Here is a 22241-nt window from a genome sequence, read left to right on the forward strand (position 1 = left end):
GCGCAGTAGGAGGTCGCGGAAGTCCCCTGTCCCACCCTCGCCGTCGTGGATCTGCACCCGGTGGTGTGCCGTGCCCTGTGCGCCGTCACCTGTGTGCTGTGCTGGGCGTGCGGTGTGTGCGGGGAGTCGAACCCCTGCGCCTGCCCTCGGCGCGCCAGGAGTGAGCCGGATTACCCGCCGGCTCTCGGGTTCGTGCACGCCTCCACGTCGGCTACCTGCTCCGCAACTCCTCAGTCCAGCAGCTCGACCTCCCAGTTCGTACGCTGGATCAGCGTGTCGACCTCGCGCAGTTGCCGGGCGAGATCGTCGGCCTGCCTGCGCAGCTCCGCCACCGGCAGTGCCGGGATCATCTTCAGCTCCGACCGCAGCTGCCGGTACGCGCGCTGGCCCTCGCCGGCCGCGGCGTCCGCCGCCGACGTGACCACGTTGTGGCGCAGACGGAGCACGTCGCGGCGCGCGAGTGCGTCGGTGAGCGTGCCACCCTCCAACCTGGTGGCGGCGTTGGTGCGGTTGATCCGCCGGATCAGCGATTCCAGTTCGCCGAGCGCCTCGCCCGCCTCCGCGAGGAGAGCCGAGGCGTCCTCAGCGGGTGCCTCGCCCTCCTGGTAGCGGGCGCTGGCGGTGATGCGGGCGCGGAGTTGCTCGGCGCGGCGCGCCGCATCCGCGCGCAGCGCAAGTGCCTCAGCCAGCTTCATGGACACCAGTATGGCCACCGAAGATCAGCATCGCTCGCCCATTTTCCGCCCTGCCGATACGCCCGTCGGCACATTTCGACGGCACGTTGGTAGTGCCGGAATGGAGAGCAGCACCATCACGCAGGTGCCGTGTATCAGAGGGTGATGACGACTTTCGCCCGGGCGTGTTCGCCTTCGAGGTAGCGGATGGCCTGGGGCACCTCGTGCAGCGGATAGGTCCGGTCGATGACCGGGGTGAGGCGGCCGGCCTCGGCGTGGGCGCGGAGCGTTTCGAGGTGTTGACGGCTGGGCGCCGTCGTGAGGGTGACGATGCGCTGCCGTACGAAGGGGGCCAGCAGCCGCCCGCGCGTGAGGAGCCAGACCGGTCCGACGAGGCTGCCGCCCCGGTACACGCCGCCGCCGGAGAGCACCAGCGTCCCGTTCGGAGTCAGGGCCCGCCGGAGCGCGGCGAGTGAGCGGTTGCCGACCAGGTCGAACACGACGTCGTGCCGGCGGGCGTCGCGGGTGAAGTCGTCGCGGGTGTAGTCGACGACGTGGTCGGCGCCGAGGGAGCGGACCAGGTCGACGTTGCGGGTGCTGCACACGCCGGTCACGGTCGCGCCGAGCGCCTTGGCCAGTTGGACGGCCAGGGTGCCGACGCCGCCGGAGGCGCCGTTGACGAGGACCCGCTGGCCGGGCTCGACCTGCCCGACGTCGCGCAGCCCCATGAGCGCGGTGACACCGGCCAGTGGCAGGGCGGCGGCCTGCTGCGGGGTCAGGTTCGCCGGCTTCGGCGCGATCATGGTGGCGGGCAGGCACACGTACTCGGCGAACGCGCCGTTGGCGTCGCCGAGGTCGCCGAAGACGGCGTCGCCCGGGCGTACCTCTCGCACGTCGGCGCCGACGGCCTCCACCCGGCCGGCGAAGTCGCGGCCGCGGATGCGCGCCCGGGGCCGCGACCGCCCCATGGCCAACCGCGCCATCCGGGGATCGCCACGCATGGCATGCCAGTCGTACGCGTTGAGCGCGGCGGCCTCGACCCGCACGAGCACCTCGCCGGCGGCGGGCACGGGCGCGTCGACATCCGCGAGCTTGAGCGTCTCCGGCGGGCCGTACCGGTCCTGGACTATCGCTTTCATCTTTCCCTCCCTCTGGGTGTACGCCGTACACTCAATGTAGGTGTACGGCGTACACCCGTCAAGGCGGTTATGGTTTCAACCGCCGCCGACGACGACGAGGACCGAGATGGCTGAGCAGGCTGAGACGCTGCGCCGGACCCCGCTGAGCAGGGACCGGGTCCTGCGGGCCGCCGTCGCGCTCGCCGACGGGGCTGGAATCGAGTCCCTCAGCATGCGCAACCTCGCCCAGGATCTCGGCGTCGTGCCGATGGCCCTCTACAAGCACGTGGCCAACAAGGACGAACTGCTCGACGGCATGATCGACGTCGTCGTCGGCGAGATCGACCCGCCGGTGCCCGATGCCGGCTGGAAGCACACGATCCGCAGCCGCATCCTCTCGGCGCGGCAGGTGCTGCGGCGCCACCCCTGGGCGCCGCTCGCGATCGAGACGCGGAGCATGGCGACGCCGGCCGTCCTCGCCTACCTCGACTCGATGGTCGGGACGTTCCGGGCCGGGGGGTTCTCCGCCAACCTCGCCCACCACGTGATGCACGCGATGGGCAGCAGGATCCTGGGCTTCAGCCAGGAGCTCTTCGACGCCTCCCGGCAGGCCGGCCGGTCCGGCGCGACCGAGCCGGAGCCGCCGGCGGCCCTACCGCCGGAGGTCGCGGCCCGGTTCCCCCACCTCGCGGAGATCTCCACGGCGGCGTCCCACGACGACGCGTCGGTCGTGGGGCAGGGCTGCGACGACCAGTTCGAGTTCGAGTTCGCACTGGACCTGCTGCTGGACGGCATCGAACGGCTGCAACAGCAGGACTGGACGTCGTCGCGCCGCCCCCGTTAGGACGGTCAGCGGGCGCGGCCCGCCGCTCGTTGCCGGGCCGCCTCGTACAACACGACAGTCGCCGCCGAAGCCGCGTTCAGGGAGCTGGCCGCCCCGACGATCGGGATCCGCACCATCCGGTCGCAGGACTCCCGCCAGGCGGCGCTGAGCCCATGCGTCTCGTTCCCCACCGCGATGATCTTCGGCCCGCAGAGGTCGTGCTCGGCGATGTCCACGTCGCCGTGTTCGTCGGTCCCGACGACCTCGACGGGCAGCCCGGCGGCGCGCAGCGAGCCGGCCCAGTCCAGCACCTCGCGATGGCTCGGCACCCGGACCACCGGAACCGCGAACAGCGAACCGGTGCTGGCCCGCACCGCCTTGGGGTCGTAGGGGTCGGCCGCGTGCCCGGTGATGACCACGCCGGAGGCTCCGAAGGCGTCCGCCGATCTGACCAGCGTGCCGATGTTGCCCGGAGTGGTCGGCCGGTCGAAGACCATCAGCAGCATGTCGGCGGTACGGGGTACACGTTGCAGATCGTCCTCCGGCAGCCCGACCACCGCGAGCAGCTCGGGCGATTCCTCGTCCTTGCCTCCGAGCTCGCGCAGCAGCTCCGGCGCCAGCGCCACCCGGCTGGCGCCGCCGACCCGTTCGAGGACGCCCCGGGCCCACCCGGAGAGGGCCCGCCCGTCGGCGTACAGCAGTGCGCGGATGGCCCAGCCGTGCTCGACCGCGAGGGTGATGGGCCGGACCCCCTGGACCAGGAACTCGCCCGCCCGCTGGCGCTTGGTGCGGTTGGTCAGCAGCGCCTGCCACTGCTGGAAGGTCGCGTTCCGCGTGGTGATCTTCAGTGTTCTCGCCACGAGTTCAGTAGTCTACGTCCGGGGAAGCGGTTGGTTCGTCACGAGAGGCCGGTCACCTGTCGGCACTCAACGCGTCGGCCCGGGCCTGGAACAGATCGCGGGTCCGGGCGTTGCCGCTCATCCGGGCCGCCCGCTCGAACTCCGCACGGGCCTCCGCGTCACGACCGAGCCGGGCCAGCAGGTCCGCGCGTACGGCCGGGAGCAGCGGGTAGTGCGGCAGGACCAGCCCATCGACGATCTCCAGCCCATGGGCCGCGCCGTACGCGTGGCCGACCGCCACCGCCCGGTTGAGCTCCACGACCGGGGACGGCGAGACGTGGGCCAGTACGGCGTAGAGCGCGGCGATCCGTTCCCAGTCGGTCTGCTCGTTGCTGCGCGCACGGGCGTGGCAGGCCGCGATCTCGGCCTGCAGGACGTACGGCCCGAAGGTGCCTTCGGCGTGCGCGAGTGCCGCCAGTCCCCGCCGGATGAGCAGGCGGTCCCAGCGCCCCCGGTCCTGGTCCTGCAACAGGATCGGGTTGCCGCGCGGATCCGTCCGGGCGGGCGTCCGCGACGCCTGCAACTCCATGAGCGCGACAAGGCCGTGCACCTCCGGCTCCCGAGGAGCCAGGGCGGCGAGGATCCGGCCGAGCCGTAACGCCTCCTCGCAGAGCGCGGGCCGCAGCCAGTCCGTGCCGGCCGTCGCCGCGTACCCCTCGTTGAAGATCAGATAGACGGCCTCCAGCACCGAGGCGAGCCGCTCGCCGGCCTCGGCCGGCGGCGGCAGTTCGAAGGGCACCCGTTTCTCGGCGAGGGTGCGTTTGGCCCGGCTGATGCGCTGGCCGACCGTGGCCTCCGGGACCAGGTAGGCCCGCGCGATCTCACCGGTGGTGAGCCCGCCCAGCAGCCGGAGGGTCAGCGCGACCCGGGACTCGGTCGACAGCACCGGGTGGCAGGTGGTGAAGATGAGTCGCAGGACGTCGTCGCCGACGTAGTCGTCGAGTGCGCCGGCCAGGTCGGGCTCCTCCGCCTCCGGCGTCGCCCTGCCGATCTCCTCAAGTTTCCGCTGGTAGGTGCCGCTACGCCGGAGCGCGTCGATGGCGCGGTGTTTGGCGGTGGCCATGAGCCAGGCACCGGGCTGGTCCGGCACCCCGTCGACCGGCCACCGCTCCAACGCGATGACCAACGCGTCCTGGGCCAACTCCTCGGCCAGGCCGACGTCGCGGACGATGCGGGCCAGCCCGGCGACGATCCGGGCGGACTCGATACGCCACACCGCCTCCACGGCCCGGCGGGGATCGGTAGCCGCCACCGCTACCGGTCCCCGCTTCTCGCCGTCGGCCGCCGGGCCGCCGCCCGCCCCGACCAGGCGGGCGGTGCCGGGCGGGCGGGCGTCACGCCGGGGGCGGGAAATCCTCCGGGCCGAAGACCTTCAGCACCTCGACCTCGCCCTCCCAGCCCTCCCACATGTCGCGGTGCAGCTTCATGAACCGGGAAGCCCACTCCACCGCCTCCTCCCTGGTCCGCACCTGGTAGAGCGCGTAGCTGATGGTCTCCTTCGCCTCGGCGAACGGGCCGTCGGTGACGCTCAGCCTGCCACCGTAGAGGCCGACCCGGGCTCCGGCGGAGCTGGGTGCCAGGCCCGCGGTGTCCAGCAGCGCGCCGGACGCGGCTGCCTCGGCCCCGAGCTTCGCGATCGCATCCATGAGGCCGGGCGGCGGCGGGGTCGGCGGCTGGGCACTCTTCAGCAGGGTCAGGTAGCGCATGATCGGATTCTCCTTCGGTCTCGTGGACGGGGCCAATCAGTCGAACAGGGATGATCAGGCGGTGGCGCGGTAGTAGTGCGCCGACAACACGGCCAGCCAGGCGCAGACGGTCACCACACCCGCGACGAACACGAGGACGGCCGGGCCGCCGGCGCCGCTGGCGAGACCGGCGAACGACGCGACGAAGAACACGCCCGTGCCGCGGGAGAACCATGCCAGGCCGCGGCGGCCCTCCCGGGACAGGCGGTTGGCCAGGACGAGGCAGGCCGCGCTCAGGCAGAGGAAGCCGACGCCCGCGACGGCCAGGTGCAGCATGCCGTGCCAGCTGGGCGTCACCGTTTCCGGGGCGCCGACGGGAAAGCCCGACCCGGGGTCCGCGCGGAAGATGCCGGCTCCCACCAGGCTGACGCCGTACGCGCCGATCAGGTACGGCCCCCAGGTGGCGCCCCGGCCGGGCGCCAGTGCCCGACGCAGGCCGACCGCCGCCGCCACGGTCATCAGCCCGGTGAGTACGAGGTTGACGATCTGGATCCAGCCGAAGTCGCCGTTGGCGAGCATACTCCAGGCGTGCCGCCGCAGGTCGAAGCCGTCGCGGGTCAGCGCCTGGGCCAGGGCGACGGCCACGTAGAACGGGCCGGCGATGACGCCGTAGCCGAGCAGGGACGTGATTGGGCCGGCGGGGGTGCAGTCGGTCTTCATGTCTGGCCTTCCTGTCGTTCGAGGTCTCTACTCGTGCCTCGAACGGGACGACCGGATTTCGACAACACCCTCCAAAGTTTTTTCGCTGACCCACAACGGGCCCGTACGCAGGCAGGATGCCGTTCATTTCCAGGGTGGGTCAGTGGCCCACGCCGAGCCGGCCGGCGAGGGTGCCGTGGATGCGGGCGCTGGGGGTGTTCAACTCGATGATCTCGACGGTCTTGCCGCGGGCGGCGTACTTGGTGGTGATCGCGTCGAGGGCCGCCACGGAGGAGGCGTCCCAGACGTGGGCGTGCGTCATGTCGATGACCACCGTGTCGGGGTCGTTCGCGTAGTCGAACTGGCCGACGAGGTCGTTGCTGGAGGCGAAGAACAGCTCGCCGTGCACCGAGTAGACCCGGCTCGTCCCGTCGGGGTCGAGGACGCTTGTCACCGCCACCAGGCGGGCGACCCGGCGGGCGAAGACGACCATCGCGGTGAGCACGCCGACGATGACGCCGATGGCGAGATTGTGGCTGGCCAGGGTGGTGCCGACGGTGGTCAGCATGACGACGGTCTCGCCGAACGGCATCCGCCGGAGCGTGGCTGGGGCGACCGAGTGCCAGTCGAACGACGACACCGCGACCATGATCATGACGGCGACCAGTGCCGCCATCGGGATCAGCGCCACCACGTCACCGAGCGCTACCACCAGGAACAACAGGAAGGCACCGGCCAGGAACGTCGACAGTCGGGTGCGGGCGCCGGACACCTTCACGTTGATCATCGTCTGGCCGATCATCGCGCAGCCGCCCATCCCGCCGAAGAACCCGGTGACGATGTTCGCCACGCCCTGCCCCCACGCCTCCCGCGTCTTGCTGGACGGGGTGTCGGTGATGTCGTCGACCAGTTTCGCCGTCAGCAGCGACTCCATCAGCCCGACCAGGGCGATCCCCAGGGCGTACGGGGCGATCAGGGTCAGCGTGTCCGTCGTCCACGGGATCTGCGGTATGCCGAGCGTGGGCAGGCTGTCCGGCAGCGCCCCCTCGTCACCCACCGTCGGGACCGCGACGTGGGCGACCACCGTGACCACGGTCAGCACCACGATGGTGACCAGCGGCGCCGGTACGAGCCGGGTGACCCTGGGCAGCCCCACCATGATCACCAATCCGACCGCCACCAGCGGATACACCAGCCACGGCACGCCGAGCAGATGCGGGACCTGGGCGGCGAAGACCAGGATGGCCAGGGCGTTGACGAAGCCGACCAGCACGCTGCGCGGGATGAACCGCATCAGCTTCGCCACCCCGAGCACCGCCAGCAGGATCTGGATCACGCCGCCGAGGATCACCGCCGCCACGAGGTGGTCGAGGCCGTGTTCCCTGGCGAGGGGAGCGACCACCAGGGCGACCGCGCCGGTGGCGGCGGAGATCATCGCCGGCCGGCCGCCGCAGATCGCGATCGTCACCGCCATGGTGAACGAGGCGAAGATCCCCACCCGGGGGTCGACCCCGGCGAGGATCGAGAAGGAGATCGCCTCCGGGATCAACGCCAGGGCGACGACCAGACCCGCGAGGGCCTCGGTCCGGAAGACCTTCGGCGACAGCCAGGACGGCCGGGGCAGGCGCGGGCGTGGGGCCGCGGACAGCACAGACGACATACAGCCATTTCCGCTCGGGGAGCACGTCGACAGGCGTGCACCACCCCCTCGACCGGGGGCGGGTCAGTCAGGGTCACATCGCGTACGGACCCGACCACCGGGGTCGTCCAGGCGTCGTTGCCCAGGTCCACGCGGGCTGCGGTCGCGCAGGACGACGGCCCACCGGACCCTACTCTTCCGGGGCGGTGGAGGCCCCGCCCGCATGGCGATCGTCACGACCGGGAGGGCGTCCCCGGACGGCCGAGGATGGGGACGGTCTCCCCGCATCCCCGCCCACACGGCCGGCGGTCAGGTCGGCTCGGTGCCCGGCGCCGGGACCGCCTTCTCGGCGGCGCGACTCACCTCTTCCCAGCCGGCCCAGGTGTCCATGCGTCGCTTCGAGATGTCGAAGGCGAGGTCGTAGACCATGCTGCCGAGCAGCAGCCGCAGCGGCGGATCGTCACTGGCGACCAGCGTCATCAGCGCCTCCGCGGCGAGCCGGGGTTCGCTGTCGACCGACCCCTCCGCCCACTGCTGCTCCAGCTCCGCCCGCAGCGGGTCGTAGGCGGGGTTCGGGGTGGCCGCCGTGCTGCTGGTGTAGAGATCCGTCCAGTAGCCGCCCGGCTGGACGATGGTGACCTTGACGCCGAACCGGGCGGCCTCCGCGGCAAGCGCCTCGCTCATGCCCTCCAGCGCGAACTTGCTCGCGCTGTAGAGCCCCGTGCTGGGGAAGCCGCCGAGCGCGCCGATGCTGGAGACCTGCACGATGTGCCCGCCCCCCTGGGCCCGCAGGTGCGGCAGGACGGCCTGGCTGACCCAGAGCGCGCCGAAGAAGTTGAGGTCCAGTTGGGCGCGGGCCTCGGCCTCGGTGAACTCCTCGACCATGCCCATGAAGAGCGCCCCGGCGTTGTTCACGACCACGTCGAGCCGGCCGAAGTGCCGCACCGCCCGGGCCACGACGTCGAAGACCGCGGGGCGGTCCGTGACGTCGAGGCGCAGCGCCAGCAGACGGCCGGGGTGTCGGGCGGCGAGGTCGTCGAGTGGCGAGACGTCCCGGGCCACGCCGACGACCCGGTCTCCGGCGGCGAGTGCGGCCGCCGCGAAGGCACGCCCGAGACCGCGGCTGGCCCCGGTGATGAACCAGACCCGCGATGTGGCAGAGGTTTCCATGAGGTTCCCTTCCTCAGGCGAGACGGACCGTCTCGTCTTGTCGAGGTGGCCGACACTACCCGATCAACTCCTCTTGTCAAGACGGACCGTCTCGTCTCATCTCTTGCTAGAGTGCGCCCGTGCCCACGCCGAAGGTCGCCCCCGACTCCAGCCGCCGCAGCGAGACGGCGCGGCGGGCCATCCTCGCCGCGGCCTTCGACCTCGTCGGGGAGGTGGGCTACGCGAAGCTGAGCATCGAGGGCATCGCCGCGGCCGCCGGCGTCGGCAAGCAGACGATCTACCGCTGGTGGCCCTCGAAGGGCGCCCTGCTGTTCGACGCCTTCCTCGCGCTCACCACCGACGGCGGACAGGACGGCCAGCAGGCAGCCCTGCCCGACACCGGCGACCTGGCGGCCGACCTGAAGCTGGTCCTGCGGGCCATCGTCGACGAGCTGAACGACCCGCGCTACGACCAGCCGATGCGCGCCCTGCACACCGAGATCGTCCACGATCCCGCCCTGGCCGCCGACTACACGAAACGGCTGGACGGGCCCATGCGGGAGCTGAAGAAGGAGCGCCTGCGCGCCGCCCGGCGCGCGGGGCAACTGGCTGAGGACATCGACCTGGAGGTGGCCGTCGACATACTGTTCGGGCCGGTCCTCAACCGGTGGCTCCAGCGCACCGGCCCCCTGACCCACGGGTACGCCGACCAGGTGGTGGACGCCGCACTGCGCGGCCTGCGCCCCCGCCACCCGTAGGCGCCGAGGTGGCGCGGGTCGGTGAGAGTCGCCGGGTAGCGGTCGGCGGGCGCTGTCGTTGATCCGGTTGAGCCTGCCCGCCACCTGCTCGGACGGTGGGGGCACCGACCGTGGAGGAGGCACCGCCGATGACCAGTCAGCGCGAGACCGTGGAGGTCGACCCGGTCCTGTTCCGCGCCGTCTACGACTCCCCCGCCTCACTGCCCGGCGAGCACCGGTGGACCACGCCCGAGTCGGACGTGCGGCGGATCGAGAAGCTGCTCGGCATGCCGCTGCGCAGCATCGGCGCCCCACTGTGGGTCAGCGGGGACCAGCCGGACTGCCCGAAGTGCGGTCGCCGGGTGAACTGGTACGACATCGTCTCCTCGGCGCTCTCCGGCGTACACGACCGGATGATGATCGCGACGGTCATCCTCGGCGACCGCAGGTACGTCAACACCGAGGTCCCGGACGCGATCGCCGGGGTGCGCTGCTCCGACTGCCGCACCACCATCGAGGGGCTGCGCAGTTTCAAGTGCCACAACTGGGCGTACGCCTTCGAGGCGCTGGAGGCCGTCCGGCAGCGGATGTCCGGCGTGTCAGTCGTCGGCCGTCAACTCGCGGACGAGCCGCAGACCGGGACGCCCGTCGAGTGACACCGCGCCGACGGGCGTGAACCCGGTGCGCCGCAGCACGGCGAGCGAGCCCGCGTTGTCCAGGGTCGTCTCGGCGGTCAGCCGACGCAGCCCGTACGCCTGACGGGCCAGCACGACGACGCGGCGTACGGCATCGGTCGCCACCCCGCGCCCGGCGGCCCGCTCGGCCACCCGGTAGCCCAGCTCGGCCTCGCCGTCGGCGACGTCGACCAGGTTGAACCTGCCCAGCACCGCCCCCTCGGCGTCGACCAGGACGTGGAAGTGGCAGGCCCCGGTTGCCTGTTCGGCGAGCAGGCCGGCGTGCCGCGCGTCGAAGTCGGCGAAGTACGCGTCGCCCCGGTCCGGCACCGACCGCGCGAACCACTCCCGGTTCTCCCGCTCGAAGCGCAGCAGCTCGGCGGCGTGGTGGGCGGCGAGCCGCTGGAGATCGAGCACCGCGCCACCCTACCCAGGTGTAAGGAAGGGCCCCTTCCTATCGCGTACGCGATAGGAAGGGGCCCTTCCTTACACCTCAGCGGTGGGTGGGGCGGCGGCCGGGCGGGGCGGGCGGCTCCGGCCCCGGGTCGGGCACCTCGGGCATCGGCCGGGTCACCGGCCCCGCGCCGGTGACCCGGATCGGCTCGCCGTGGTGCCACACCTCGATCCCGGTTCCGGGGTCGGCATCCGGCAGCTCGTAGCGGGCCTCGTTCCGGGTCAGGGTGACCAGCAGCCGGTGGCCGTGCCAGCGCAGGCCGAAGGCCACCCGGTCGACCGCCGCCGGCAGCCGGGGGTCGAAGGAGAGCACCCCCCGGTCGTCGCGCATCCCGCCGAAGCCCTGCACCAGCGCCAGCCAGGCCCCGGCCAGCGACGCCAGGTGCAGCCCGTCGCCGGTCTTGTCGCCCAGGTCGGCCAGGTCCTGCAGCACCGACTCGGCGAAGAGGTCGTACGCCAGGTCGAGGTGCCCGACCTCGGCGGCGAGCACGGCCTGCGGGGACGCCGACAGCGACGAGTCCCGGACGGTCCGCGCCTCGTAGTAGGCGAAGTTGCGGGCCTTCTCGTCGGCCGTGAACTCCCCCGGGCAGCGCTGCATGGCGAGCACCAGGTCGGCCTGCTTGACCACCTGCTTGCGGTACAGCTCCAGGTAGGGGAAGTGCAGCAGCAGCGGATAGTCGTCGTCGGAGGTGTGCGCGAAGTCCCACTCCGGCTGCTCGGTGAAGCCGGCCGCCTGCTGGTGCACGCCGCGCTTGCGGTCGTACGGGATGAAGACCGCGTCCGCCGCGGCCCGCCAGGCCGACACCTCGGCCGCGTCGACGCCGAGCCGGGCCGCCGCCCCGGGATGCTGCTCGGCAGCGTCGGCGGCGCCTTGCAGGTTGCGCCGGGCCATCAGGTTGGTGAAGAGGTTGTCGTCGACCAGGGCGGCGTACTCGTCCGGGCCCGTCACGCCGTGCAGGTGGAAGGTGCCGGTGTCGGACCAGTGGCCGAAGCCGTGCCAGAGCCGGGCCGTCTCCACCAGCAGTTCCAGCCCGGTGTCGAGGAGGAACTCCCCGTCGCCCGTGGCGGCGACGTAGCGCAGCACCGCGTCGGCGATGTCGGCGTTGACGTGCAGGCCGGCGGTGCCGGCCGGCCAGTAGCCGGAGCACTCCCGCCCGCCGATGGTCCGCCAGGGGAAGGTCGCTCCGGCCAGCCGCAGTTCCGCCGCGCGTTCGCGGGCCTCCGGCAGGTGGGCGTGCCGCCAGCGCAGCGCCGACCGGGCCACCTGCGGGGCGAGGTAGGTCAGCACGGGCAGCACGTAGCCCTCGGTGTCCCAGAGCACGTGCCCGTCGTAGCCGTTGCCGGTGAGCCCTTTCGCCGGGATGGTCCGGTCGCCGTCCGGCCGGCCCGCCTGGAGCAGGTGGAACACCGAGAAGCGGATGGCCTGCTGGAGCTCGGGGTCGCCGTCGAGCTGCACGTCGGCGGTCTGCCAGGCGGCGTCCAGCACCGCGCGCTGGTCGGCGAGCAGGGCCTCGAAGCCCTCCGCGCGGGCCGCGCCGGCCTCGCCGACGACGAGGCGGGCCAGCTCGTCCGGGGGCGCGGCGTCGACCAGGTCGCACTCGTACGCGGCGAACCTGGTCACCTGGAGTCGCTCGCCGGCGGGCAGCGTCCCGGTCAGCGTGAGGCGCAGCCGGTCCGGGGTGCAGTCGACGCCGCTGCCGAAGCCGTCCGGGATCGCCAGCTCGTGTGCGACGGCCACGGCGACCCGCTGGCCGCTGCGCTCGGTGCGGTGGACGAGGACGCCGTCGTGCCCGTCGGAGTGGCGGTGCTCGGCGGTCAGGGGGTCGGTGATCACCGAGGCGGCGCGGGGGTCGTCGGAGCGCTCGGGCACCCGCTCGTTGGCGAGCAGGTCGGCGCAGACCCGCACCTCGACCGCGCCGTCCAGCGGCTCGACGGCCCACCGGACGGCGGCCACCGCGTGCCGCGACAGCGAGACCAGCCGGGTGCTGCGGACGCGGACGCCGTGCCCACCCGGTGACACCCACTCGGTGTGCCGCTCGACAACTCCGGCGCGCAGATCGAGCACCCGCTCGTGCGTACGCAGGGTGCCGGTGCGCACGTCCAGCGGCTCGCCGTCGACCCACAGGCGGATCAGGGCGGCGTTCGGGGCGCTGACGACCGTGTCGCTGAGCTGCGGGAAGGCGTACCCGTCCTCGGGGTAGGTCAGCTCACGCCGTTCGTGGAAGCCGTTGAGGTAGCTGCCGGGCATGCCGTAGGGCGTGCCCTCGTCCAGGTTGCCGCGCCAGCCGACCCAGCCGTTGCTCAACGCGAAGATCGATTCGGTCTCGGCGAGGCGGTTCAGGTCGGCCTCCGTACGCCGGATCCGCCAGGCCTCGTCCTCCCCCACGGTCCCCCCGGTCGGCAGCCGGTCGGGGGTCGGGGTGTCCTGCACGGCGCCTCCAGAAAAGTCCGACTTACCCGGCCAATCCAAGCAGACCGGCCTGAGAGGTCGCTGAGACAAAAGTCAGGGTCGCCACCCGACCAACGCACACTGCGTCCGACTTCCAGGTGTTCCAGGGTTGTCTGCGAGGTAAACACGGTATGAACGATGGGTGAGGTGAAACATGATTGATGCGGACGCGCCGGGTGTGCCCGAGATCAGTGTCGAGTGGTACCAGGACATCGTCGACTTCGCCGCCGACACCCCGCAACCGCTGCAGTGGTTCGCCGAGCACTTCACCGAGGGCGCGATCCTGCTGCTCGGGGCACTGTGGCTGGTCGCGGCCGTGTCCCGGCTCCGAGGCGGGCCGCTCGACCGGGCGTACGCCCTGGTGTCGCCGCTGCCGGTGGTGCTCGCGTACGGGCTGAGCGAGTTGCTGAAGACCGTGGTGGACCAGGAGCGTCCGTGCCGGGTGGTCGTCACCGAACTCGCCATCGTCGCGGGCGAGTGTCCGCCGACGGGCGACTGGTCGTTCCCCAGCAACCACTCGACGATCGCGGGCGGGCTGGCGGTGGCGACCCTGCTGCTGTCCCGCCGGGTCGGCCTGGTCGCGTTGCCGCTGGCGGCACTGGCCGCGTTCTCCCGCACCTTCGTCGGCGTGCACTACCCGCACGACGTGGTCGCTGGCGTCCTGCTCGGGGCGCTGGTCGCCGCGCTGCTCACCCCGCTGCTCGCCCGCGCCGTCGCCCGCCTGCTGACCCGCCACACCCACCCCACCGAACACCCCACCCGCAACCCCGCCACCCCGACCTCCCCCCGCTGACCACCCCGCCCGTCGCCCCGTCGCCCCGTCGCCCCGTCGCCCCGTCGCCCCGTCGCCCCGTCGCCCCGTCGCCCCGTCGCCCCGTCGCCCCGTCGCCCGCGATCTTGCACAATGTGCCCTGACAAAACGGCCCAAACTCACATTTCAAGGGCCCAAAGTGCAAGATCGCGAGTGAATGGGCCAGAAGTGCAAGATCGCGGGGTGGGGTGGGGTGGGGTGGGGCGGGGTGGGCGGGGTGGGGGCGCGAGGCGGGGGCGGGGCAGGAGCACGGAGGGTGGGGACGCAAGGAGCGGGGACGGAAGCGGGGGTCAGATCAAGAGGAGGGTGGCGAGGGTGGCTAAGGCCAGGAAGGGGCCGAAGGGAAGGTCACTGCGCCAGCCGACGCGACGGGTGATCAGGAGCACGATGCCGACCAACCCGGAGAGCATCAGGGCGATCACCAGACCGGCCACCGGGACGACCCAGCCGTACCAGCCCAGCAGGGCACCGGCGCCGAGCGCCAACTTGGCGTCGCCGAGGCCGAACCCGCGCCGGCCGAGCAGCAGTGTGGTGGTGGCGAAGAAGAGTGCCAGGGCGATGCCGGCCCCGGTCGCGCGCAGCCACGGCTCCGAGCCGGCACCGGCAAGGGCGGCCGTACCGAGCAGCAGCCAGGTCCCGGCCGCGGCCGGCCAGGTGAGCCGGTCGGGCAGCCGGTGCACGGCCGCGTCGACGAAGACCAGCGGAATCGCCCAGCCGAGCCACCAGGCGGTGGCGGCCAGCACAACGGCGGGTGTCCCGATCAGCACCAGCACCCCGAGCGCCGCCGCGACGGCGAGTTCCACCGTGCCGGGCGGCGGGCCGACGCGCGTTCGGCAGCGCCCGCACCGGGCCGCCGGGCTCAGCGCCGGCCAGGGGCTGGCCAGCCCGATCGGGGCGCCGCACGCGTCGCACCCGGTCCGGGTCGCCACCCCCGGCGGTACGGCGTACCGAAGCACTGCGAGCCGGAGCACCGGTGCGAGCGCGAGAACGGCCAGCAGCCGCGCCCCTCGCGAGGCGACCAGCGGTGCGGGCGGCGCCACCGCCACCGGCGGAAGGACCGACTCGGCCACCGGCCGGAGAAGCGGCTCCACCACCAACGAAGGAGCGGGCTCCACCACCGGCGAAGGAGCCGGCTCCACCACCGACGGAGGAGCGGGCTCCACCACCGACGGAAGGACCGGCTCCACCGGCACAGGCGGCTCCGCCATCTCGGCCGGCTCGATCGGCTCCGCCGTCTGTGGGCGGCACTCGCCCCGCGCCGGCATCCCCACCGGCTTCTCGGTCAGCGCCACGATCGCCCCCCGAACTGAAGGCCAGGCCTGGCTACGGAGAGTGTTTTCTCTGATCGCTCTTCGTAGCCGCCCGAGCGGCCCGCGACGCTTCCGCGGAAATCGCGGCAACGTACATGGGAATTGCGCACCCACATAGGCGGGAATCCCGATCGGACACATTTGCGCCCCATCCAGACAGGGGACGGATCGGACCTGTCGCCACGACCGGGACACGTGCCGGACGTCGCGACGGAAGCCTGCCCGGCCGGCGCACTTCGCACACCACCACATCCCCGGCCAGCTCGCCCATCACCCCCGCACGGCCCGTCCAGACCAGGCGCGACCACCCGCTGCCACCACCAATCACTACCCAGAGTGTTCAGATGAATTGCCACTGTTGCATCGGCGGACGTCAGCCTATGCTCGCCCCTTGGGTGCGGTGCAACCCCCCGACGAAAAGCACGGCGACACGGGATGGTTGATATTTAGAGATCCACAACGGCAAATGCGACGACGCTCTTCGACAGGGTCGGACAACACCGTCCGGTCGCGCCGTCGCATGCCCGGAGGCTGCCACGGCGGCCGCCGGGTGGCCACCGAGGAGGCACGACGTGCGCAGATGGCGGTTCAGCCGAGGGGCGATCTGCCTGCTCGTCATCGCGGCGGCCGGCTCGGCTTCCGCCTGCGGCACCGAGCCCGGTACGAACACTCGGGCCACGACCGCTGACAGCGCCCCGAGCCCCACCCACCGGCCTGCCGACGAGCAGGCGGCGAAGCAGGCGGCGCTGGCCGCGTACGCCGGATATCTGGCCGCGTCCCGTACGGCGAGCGGACGCAGCGACCCGCACCACCCGGCATTGTCCCGATATCTCGCCGATCCGCTGCTGACCCGGGTCCGGGTGTCCATCCGCGAGGCGAAGGAGCATGGCGCTGTGCGTACCGGCAGGTTGGTCTCCGACCCCACGGTGACCTCGGTGAGTCTGGATTCGAGTCCGCCCGCCGTCGAGATCCAGGACTGCCTGGACGCCACGGGCTACCGGCTGGTTTACGCCAGGGACCGGCGGGTCGTGCCCGGCACCGGCGGAACGCGGCACCTGGCCACCGCCACCGCCACCCGCTACCCGGACGGCCGCTGGCTGATCAGCGCCGGTGCCGCCCACGAGGACCTGCCGTGCTGACCCGGACGGCACGGGACACGTCGACCGTCGCACCGACCGGGCCTGGGGTGAGCAGCCGTACCGCCGGGGTGCCTCGCCAGCGTACTGGCGACGGCGTCGGGGCCGGGACGGCCCGGCGGTCGCTCGTGGGCGCCGCACTGGTCCTGCTGCTGGCGTTCGGGGCGGCCGTGCCCGCGGTCGGCGCGGGACGCGCGGGCCCCGGCGCGGAGTGTCCGCCGGGGCAGAGCGACTGCAGCGTCTGGGACGACGATCCCGGCACCCCCGGAAACCCGGGCGGCGGGGACGACGGCGGTGGCGGCGACCCTGGTGGCGGCGGGGGCGGCGGCAAGTGCCAGTGGAACGGCCGCACCGTCAAGTGCTACGACGAGTTCCTCGGCTGGTTCAACAACGAAGACGGCTGCTACTACAAGCTCGCCCAACCGCAGCCCGAGGCCCCCGAGGGCAAACAGTGGTACACGCGCACCTGCAATGGCGGCGAACTCGGCAGCGACACCAACGTGCTGCTCGACAGCCCGCCGCCCGGCTTCGGCGCGCCACCCGACCCGGAGGAACTCGCCCGCCGGGCACTCGCCAAGATCACCATCGCGACACCCCGGATCGCGGTCGCTCCGCGCCGCAGCAACGGTCCCGGCCTGGTCGGGCTGCCGGTCTGGATGTGGGCCCAGAGCGACGATCCGAAGTACTTCGGGCCGACCCAGGAGGCGTCCGAGACCGATCGGGGCCTGACCGTGCGGATCGAGGCCAGGTTCGACCGGATCGTCTGGGACATGGGCAACGGCAGCAAGGTCACCTGCGATGGCGCCGGCACCCGGTACACGGCCAGCGGCCCGCGCGCCGGCAGGCCCTCCCCCGACTGCGGTTACGACAGCGGCTACCCGAAGGCCGGCGACTACCAGGTATGGGCCAGAACGCACTGGACGGTGACCTGGTGGGGCGGCGGCGAGAGCGGCGTCATCCCCCAAACCCGGACCACGGGGACGATCCCGGTCCGGATCAACGAACTACAGGTGGTGGCCCAGTGAGCGCGAGGAGTGAGCCGGGTTTGCGAGCCCCGCAGTCGCGAACGGAGATGTCACGGTGAGCGCGAGGAGTGAGCCGGTCTTGCGAGCCCCGCAGTCGCGAACGGAGATGTCGCGGTGAGTGTGGCGACCCGGAACGGAACCGGGCCGGTGGACGCGCCGGTCGCCCCGCCCAGGGTGGTCCGGCAACGCCGGATGCGGCCCGGGCTGCTCGGCCTGGCCGTACTGCTGATCGCCCTCGGCGGCCTGGGGGCGGCGTTCGCGGTCACCTCCGTCCGCGCCACCGGAAGTTATCTGGCCGTGGCCCGGGCGGTCGAGGTCGGCCGGCAGATCAGCGCCGACGACCTGGTCCCGGTGCAGGTGGCCGGCGGCCAGGGGCTGTCGCCGGTGCCCGCCGGGCGGCTCGACGAGGTGGTCGGCAAGCGGGCCGCCGTATCGCTGACCCCCGGCACGCTGCTGACCATGGCCCAGCTCACCGACGACCCGCTGCTCGGGCCCGGCCAGCAGCAGCTCGCGCTGGGCCTGGACCCCGCCGAGGTGCCCGCCCGCAGGCTGCATCCCGGCGACAAGATCCTGCTGGTGAGCACGCCGGCCGACGACGACGGCCCGGCGGGTGCCGCCGCCCGGTTCGAGGCGACCGTCATCGACGCCGTCACCTCCGACGACGATGACGAGGTGGTGGTCTACCTGGCGCTCGCCGTCCGGGACGTGCCGGCCGTGGTCGCGTTGTCCAGTCAGGAGCGGCTCGCCGTCGTGCTGACCGAGGCGGCCTGAGCATGGCGATCATCGCGCTGGTGTCGGCGAAGGGCTCCCCGGGCGTCACCACCTCCGCCCTGGCCTGTGCCCTGACCTGGCACCGGCGGCTGGTGCTCGCCGAGTGCGACCCGGCCGGCGGGTCGATTCTCGCCGGCTACCTGGGCGGTGCGCTCGACGGGCCCCGGGGCATCGGCGAGTTGGCGGTCGGCGAGTTGCGCGCCGGCAATCTGGAGGCGGCCTTCTGGTCGCAACTGGTGGACCTGGACGCGCCGAAGCGGGAACGACTGCTGCTGCCCGGCGTCGTCGACCCCGCCCAGGCCGGCAGCGTCACCCCCCTCTGGCAGCGGTTCGCCGACTTCTTCGGCAGCCTCGACGGCGGCGAACCCCCGTACGACGTGGTCGTGGACTGTGGCCGGCTGCACGTCGTCGGCCCGCCGTGGCCGATCCTGCGGGCCGCCTCGATGGTGCTGCTGGTCAGCCGGGCCCGACTGCCGGACCTCTCCGGTGCCCGGGCCGCGGCGAAGGCGATCGAGCGGGACTTCGCCGAGCACCGGGTGCCGCCGGGCACCCTGCGGCTGCTGCTGGTGGGCGACGGCCACGGCAGCGGCGAGGTCAGCAAGGCGCTGCGGCTTCCGGTGATCGCCCGGTTGCCGGACGACCCGCGTACGGCGGACGTGCTCGGCCTGGGCGGCACCGTGCGGGCCGGTCGGCCGCTGATGCGCGCGGCCGGGGCCCTGGAGGTGCCGGTCGGGGCGCTTCTGGACCGCAGGCGCGCCCGACTGGCCTGGCCCGTGTCGCAGGGAGCGTCGGATGCGGTTTGAGCCGGTCTCCGCCGACCCGCGCCGGCAGCCGCCCGGCGCGACCTCCACCGCGCCGCCGCTGGCCCCGCCCAACGGTCGGCACCACCATGCGGCTCTGCCGCCGGTACCGGTGGCCGACGGGCCGCGACCGGAGCCGCCGCCCCACCCACGGGTCGACTTCCAGGTGGTACGCGAGCTGCGCCGGGAACTCAGCGAGCGGCTCGCCCTGTGGCAGCGCGGCCGGGAGTTCACCGTCGACGAGGAGGACACCGAGCGCGCCCGGCTCGCGGTGACGGTGGTGGCCGAGTACGCCGACGCGGTACGTCGGGCCGGCACCCCGATGGCGGCCGGCGAGGAGCGGCTCCTGCTCGACCAGGTGACCGCCGAGCTGGCCGGGCTCGGCCGCCTCCAGACGCTGCTGGTCGACGACACCATCGAGGAGGTGCACATCCTCGGCTGCGACCAGGTCCGCGTCACCCGGCACGGCGGCGGGGTCGACTGGGTGGAGCCAATCGCCGACAGCGACGACGAGCTGGTGGAGATCCTCCAGGCGGCGGCCCGCCGGGCCGGGGCCACCGAGCGGTCGCTGTCGACCTCCAAGCCGACGCTCGACCTGCAACTGCCCGACGGCAGCCGGCTCGCCGCGGTGTTCCTGGTCAGCCACCGGCCGTACGCGGTGATCCGCAAGCACAACACGCTCGACGTCAGCCTCGACGACCTGGCCGGCGGCCGGGGCGACCTGGACGAGATGATCGACCCGCTGGTGCGCGACTTCCTCCGCGCCTCCCTGCGCGCCGGGCTGAACATCATGGTCGCCGGCCTCGCCGGGGCCGGGAAGACCACCGTCATCCGGGCACTGATGGACGAGATCCCGGCCGACGAGCCGTACGTGCTGCTGGAGGAGAGCCGGGAGCTGCTGCCGGCACGCCGCCGGCTCAAGCACCGGGCGGTGATGAGTTTCGAGGCCCGGGAGGGGCACGGCGAACGTGGGCCGGACGGCCGCCCGGCCGGTGAGGTGAGCATCGCCGACCTGATCCCGGTCTCGCTGCGGATGGGCGTGCTGCGGATCATCGTCGGCGAGGTCCGGTCCCGGGAGATCGTCCCGATGCTCCAGGCCATGACCACGAGCCGCGGCTCCATGTGCACCATCCACGCGCGTACGCCCGCCGGGGTGAGCGAACGGATCATCGAGCTGGCGCTCGCGCACGGCCGGGAGATGACCGTCGACCAGGCCCGCCGGATGGCCGGCAACGCGCTCGACCTGATCGTCTACGTCACCGTCGAGGACGAGACCGCGATCGGCGGGCGCAAGCACCGCTTCGTCTCGCACGTCGAGGAGGTGATCGGGGTCGGTGACGGCAGCAGAATCATCACCACCCAGGTGTTCGGTCCCGGGCCGGACGGCCGGGCCGTACCCCGGCACCTGCCGGAGCGGATCCGCGCCCAGCTCCTCCGGGTCGGCTACGACGCCCGGCTGCTCAGCCGGTGGATCGAGGCCGGCGCCGGCGCGTGGCGGCGGCCCCGGCAGACCCGCCTCGGGCGGCGGTGACACGGGTGCTGGACAACGTCGAACTCATCGCGGTGGCCTCGGGGGCCGCCTGCGTGGCCGGGCTGCTGCTGGCGGTCGTCGCGCTGGTCGGCACCCGCCGTCCTCCCGGCAGGCCCGGCGCGGGCCGAGGGCTCGACCGGTTGTGGAAGGGCTCGGGCGCCACCGCCCGCGAGCAGCGGGCCCACCAGGCCCTGCTGGTCGGCGCCCTGGTCGCGGGCGCGCTGGCGTTCCTGGTCACCGGCCTGCCGGTGGTCGGTCTGCTGGTCGCGGTGGCCGTCCCCGGTACCCCGTGGCTGTTCTCCGTCGGCAGGGCCGAACAGCGGGCCATCGCGCGGATCGAGGCGGTCGGCGAGTGGACCCGCCGGCTCAAGGACGTCTCGGCCACCGGCCAGGGCCTCCAGCAGACGATCATCGGGACGGTCGCCACCGCCCCCGACGAGATCCAGGAGGAGGTACGGCTGCTCGCCGCCCGCCTCCAGGCCGGCTGGCTGGCCCGCTCCGCGCTGCTCGCCTTCGCCGACGAGATCGGTGATCCGGTCTGCGACCAGGTGGTGGCGGCGCTGATCCTGCACGTGACCGACCGGGGCGAACGCCTCGGCGACGTGCTCGGCTCGATCGCCGGGGCGGCGGCGGCCGAGGTGGCCACCCGCCGGGAGATCGAGGCGAAGCGCACCCAGCCCCGGTTCGCGGTTCGCTTCCTCACCGGGATGACCCTCGCCACGGTCGCGTACGGGCTGCTCAACACCGAGTACATCAGCCCGTACGGCACGCCCTTCGGGCAGCTCGTGATGGCCACGCTCGGTGCGGCCTTCGTCGGCCTGCTGGCCTGGGTGCGGTCGATGAGCCAGCCCCGCCGACCCGCGCGCTTCCTGCCGTCCCCCGACCCGCAGGAGGTGCTGGCGTGAGCGCGAGGAGTGAGCTTGCGAGCCCCGCAGTCGCGAACGAAAGGCCAGCCCCGTGAGTGTGGTCATCCTCAACTGGCAGCTCGCGGTCGCGGTCTGCGGCGGGGCGGCCGTCGGGCTGGGCGCGTTCCTGGTGATCCGCGAGCTGGTGCCGGCCACCCCGGCGCTCGGGCCCGCGCTGCGTCGGCTGCACCAGCCGCCGGGCGGGCAACTCGCCGCCTCCGCCGGCCGGCGGCTGGAGTGGCTCACCGACCTGTCCCGCTGGCTGCGGCCACCGCACCGGCAGCTCGCCCTCATCGACCAGAGCCCCGAGCAGTACGCGTGGTCGATGTTGCTCTCCGCGCTGGTCGGGCTCGCCGCGCCGACGCTGCTCAGCGCCACCCTGTTCACCGTCGGCGTGCGGCTTCCGGTGGTCGTACCCGTGCTCGGGAGCCTCGGGCTGGCACTGCTCTGCGCCCTGATCGCGCACCGGTCGGTGCTCGACCGGGCGGACAAGGCCCGCGACGAGTTCCGGCAGGCGATCTGCACCTACCTCGACCTGGTCGCGTTACAGCTCTCCGCCGCCCACGGGCCGGTGCAGTCGCTGGAACGGGCGGCGGCGGTCTGCGACGGCTGGGTCTTCGACCGCATCTCGGAGGCCCTACGGATCGCCCAGATGCAGATGCACTCGCCCTGGGACGAGCTGCGCGACCTCTCCGAACGCATCGGCATCCCGGAACTCGGCGACGTCGGGGCGATCATGCGCTCCTCCGGCAGCGAGGGCGCGCAGGTGCACGAGACCCTGCGCAGCCGTGCCGACTCGCTGCGCGACCAGATCCGCACCGACAACCTGGCCCGGGCCGAGGGGGTGACCAGCCGTCTCGACATCCCCGGGGCGTTGCTCGTCTTCGTCCTGCTCGGCTTCGCCGTCTATCCGTTCATCGCCCGCCTGTGATCCGTCCCCGACAGAAGGAGCA

22 protein-coding genes are annotated in these 22241 nt (G+C 72.8%); 11 read left to right on the forward strand and 11 right to left on the reverse strand.

The window, feature by feature from the left end; translation table 11 throughout:
* Window positions 1–230: 230 nt before the first annotated feature.
* Window positions 231–695, reverse strand: coding sequence for a DIP1984 family protein (locus tag ABZ809_RS00605; RefSeq protein WP_357560201.1), 465 nt, complete (start codon window positions 693–695; stop codon window positions 231–233).
* Between the two features lie 134 nt (window positions 696–829).
* Complete coding sequence (locus tag ABZ809_RS00610) at window positions 830–1813, reverse strand: NAD(P)-dependent alcohol dehydrogenase (protein ID WP_357560202.1); 984 nt, start codon at window positions 1811–1813, stop codon at window positions 830–832.
* Between the two features lie 106 nt (window positions 1814–1919).
* Between ABZ809_RS00610 and ABZ809_RS00615 the strand changes: the two genes are divergently transcribed.
* Window positions 1920–2636 (forward strand): TetR/AcrR family transcriptional regulator C-terminal domain-containing protein, encoded by a 717-nt coding sequence (locus tag ABZ809_RS00615; RefSeq protein ID WP_357560203.1) that lies wholly within the window; start codon window positions 1920–1922, stop codon window positions 2634–2636.
* Window positions 2637–2641: 5 nt separating this feature from the next.
* Here ABZ809_RS00615 and ABZ809_RS00620 read toward each other — a convergent pair whose 3' ends face one another.
* From ABZ809_RS00620 to ABZ809_RS00645, 6 genes are all read right to left on the reverse strand, one after another.
* Window positions 2642–3475, reverse strand: a complete 834-nt coding sequence (locus ABZ809_RS00620; protein WP_357560204.1) for a TrmH family RNA methyltransferase — start codon at window positions 3473–3475, stop codon at window positions 2642–2644.
* 52 nt (window positions 3476–3527) lie between these two features.
* Window positions 3528–4766 (reverse strand): RNA polymerase sigma factor, encoded by a 1239-nt coding sequence (locus tag ABZ809_RS00625; protein WP_357560205.1) that lies wholly within the window; start codon window positions 4764–4766, stop codon window positions 3528–3530.
* Window positions 4767–4848: 82 nt separating this feature from the next.
* Window positions 4849–5220, reverse strand: coding sequence for a YciI family protein (locus ABZ809_RS00630; protein ID WP_357560206.1), 372 nt, complete (start codon window positions 5218–5220; stop codon window positions 4849–4851).
* A 54-nt stretch (window positions 5221–5274) separates the two neighbouring features.
* On the reverse strand, window positions 5275–5919 hold the full coding sequence (locus tag ABZ809_RS00635; protein WP_357560207.1) for a DUF998 domain-containing protein: 645 nt from the start codon (window positions 5917–5919) through the stop codon (window positions 5275–5277).
* 139 nt (window positions 5920–6058) lie between these two features.
* Window positions 6059–7558: a SulP family inorganic anion transporter gene (locus tag ABZ809_RS00640; RefSeq protein ID WP_357560208.1), complete on the reverse strand. Its 1500-nt coding sequence runs from the start codon at window positions 7556–7558 to the stop codon at window positions 6059–6061.
* 288 nt (window positions 7559–7846) lie between these two features.
* A complete protein-coding gene (locus tag ABZ809_RS00645; protein WP_357560209.1) occupies window positions 7847–8707 on the reverse strand; it encodes an SDR family oxidoreductase in 861 nt (286 codons plus the stop codon).
* Window positions 8708–8826: 119 nt separating this feature from the next.
* Here ABZ809_RS00645 and ABZ809_RS00650 point away from each other — a divergent pair, with 119 nt between their 5' ends.
* Both ABZ809_RS00650 and ABZ809_RS00655 read left to right on the forward strand, forming a co-directional pair.
* Window positions 8827–9444 carry a TetR/AcrR family transcriptional regulator gene (locus ABZ809_RS00650; RefSeq protein WP_357560210.1) on the forward strand — a complete coding sequence of 206 codons (618 nt, stop codon included), beginning with the start codon at window positions 8827–8829 and terminating at the stop codon, window positions 9442–9444.
* A 128-nt stretch (window positions 9445–9572) separates the two neighbouring features.
* Window positions 9573–10079: a hypothetical protein gene (locus tag ABZ809_RS00655; protein ID WP_357560211.1), complete on the forward strand. Its 507-nt coding sequence runs from the start codon at window positions 9573–9575 to the stop codon at window positions 10077–10079.
* Here ABZ809_RS00655 and ABZ809_RS00660 read toward each other — a convergent pair.
* A complete protein-coding gene (locus tag ABZ809_RS00660; protein WP_357560212.1) occupies window positions 10023–10514 on the reverse strand; it encodes a GNAT family N-acetyltransferase in 492 nt (163 codons plus the stop codon). The two genes, ABZ809_RS00655 and ABZ809_RS00660, sit on opposite strands and share 57 nt — an antisense overlap.
* Before the next feature lie 76 nt (window positions 10515–10590).
* Window positions 10591–12981, reverse strand: coding sequence for a glycosyl hydrolase family 65 protein (locus ABZ809_RS00665; protein WP_357560213.1), 2391 nt, complete (start codon window positions 12979–12981; stop codon window positions 10591–10593).
* Window positions 12982–13153: 172 nt separating this feature from the next.
* On the opposite strand from ABZ809_RS00665, the gene ABZ809_RS00670 reads away from it, so the two are divergent.
* The gene (locus tag ABZ809_RS00670; RefSeq protein ID WP_357560214.1) at window positions 13154–13792 is read left to right on the forward strand and encodes a phosphatase PAP2 family protein; all 639 of its coding nucleotides are present in this window, start codon (window positions 13154–13156) and stop codon (window positions 13790–13792) included.
* Between the two features lie 308 nt (window positions 13793–14100).
* Here the strand turns inward: ABZ809_RS00670 and ABZ809_RS00675 are convergent, their stop codons facing one another.
* Complete coding sequence (locus ABZ809_RS00675) at window positions 14101–14856, reverse strand: A24 family peptidase (RefSeq protein ID WP_357560794.1); 756 nt, start codon at window positions 14854–14856, stop codon at window positions 14101–14103.
* 836 nt (window positions 14857–15692) lie between these two features.
* Between ABZ809_RS00675 and ABZ809_RS00680 the strand changes: the two genes are divergently transcribed.
* The 7 genes from ABZ809_RS00680 (at window position 15693) to ABZ809_RS00710 (ending at window position 22219) form a co-directional block, all read left to right on the forward strand.
* Entirely contained in the window at window positions 15693–16259 is a 567-nt protein-coding gene (locus tag ABZ809_RS00680) for a hypothetical protein (RefSeq protein WP_357560215.1), read from the forward strand.
* 149 nt (window positions 16260–16408) lie between these two features.
* A complete protein-coding gene (locus ABZ809_RS00685) occupies window positions 16409–17281 on the forward strand; it encodes a hypothetical protein (protein ID WP_357560795.1) in 873 nt (290 codons plus the stop codon).
* Between the two features lie 114 nt (window positions 17282–17395).
* Entirely contained in the window at window positions 17396–18052 is a 657-nt protein-coding gene (locus tag ABZ809_RS00690; RefSeq protein WP_357560216.1) for an SAF domain-containing protein, read from the forward strand.
* A gap of 2 nt (window positions 18053–18054) precedes the next feature.
* The gene (locus ABZ809_RS00695) at window positions 18055–18855 is read left to right on the forward strand and encodes a ParA family protein (protein ID WP_357560217.1); all 801 of its coding nucleotides are present in this window, start codon (window positions 18055–18057) and stop codon (window positions 18853–18855) included.
* Window positions 18845–20383, forward strand: a complete 1539-nt coding sequence (locus ABZ809_RS00700) for an ATPase, T2SS/T4P/T4SS family (RefSeq protein WP_357560218.1) — start codon at window positions 18845–18847, stop codon at window positions 20381–20383. The genes ABZ809_RS00695 and ABZ809_RS00700 overlap by 11 nt, the downstream gene beginning before the upstream one ends.
* The gene (locus ABZ809_RS00705; protein WP_357560219.1) at window positions 20344–21288 is read left to right on the forward strand and encodes a type II secretion system F family protein; all 945 of its coding nucleotides are present in this window, start codon (window positions 20344–20346) and stop codon (window positions 21286–21288) included. Before ABZ809_RS00700 ends, ABZ809_RS00705 begins: the two co-directional genes overlap by 40 nt.
* Before the next feature lie 64 nt (window positions 21289–21352).
* Window positions 21353–22219: a type II secretion system F family protein gene (locus ABZ809_RS00710; protein ID WP_357560796.1), complete on the forward strand. Its 867-nt coding sequence runs from the start codon at window positions 21353–21355 to the stop codon at window positions 22217–22219.
* Window positions 22220–22241 lie beyond the last annotated feature (22 nt).

This window comes from Micromonospora sp. NPDC047074, from assembly GCF_040643815.1.
In the GTDB taxonomy this organism is placed as follows: Bacteria; Actinomycetota; Actinomycetes; order Mycobacteriales; family Micromonosporaceae; genus Micromonospora.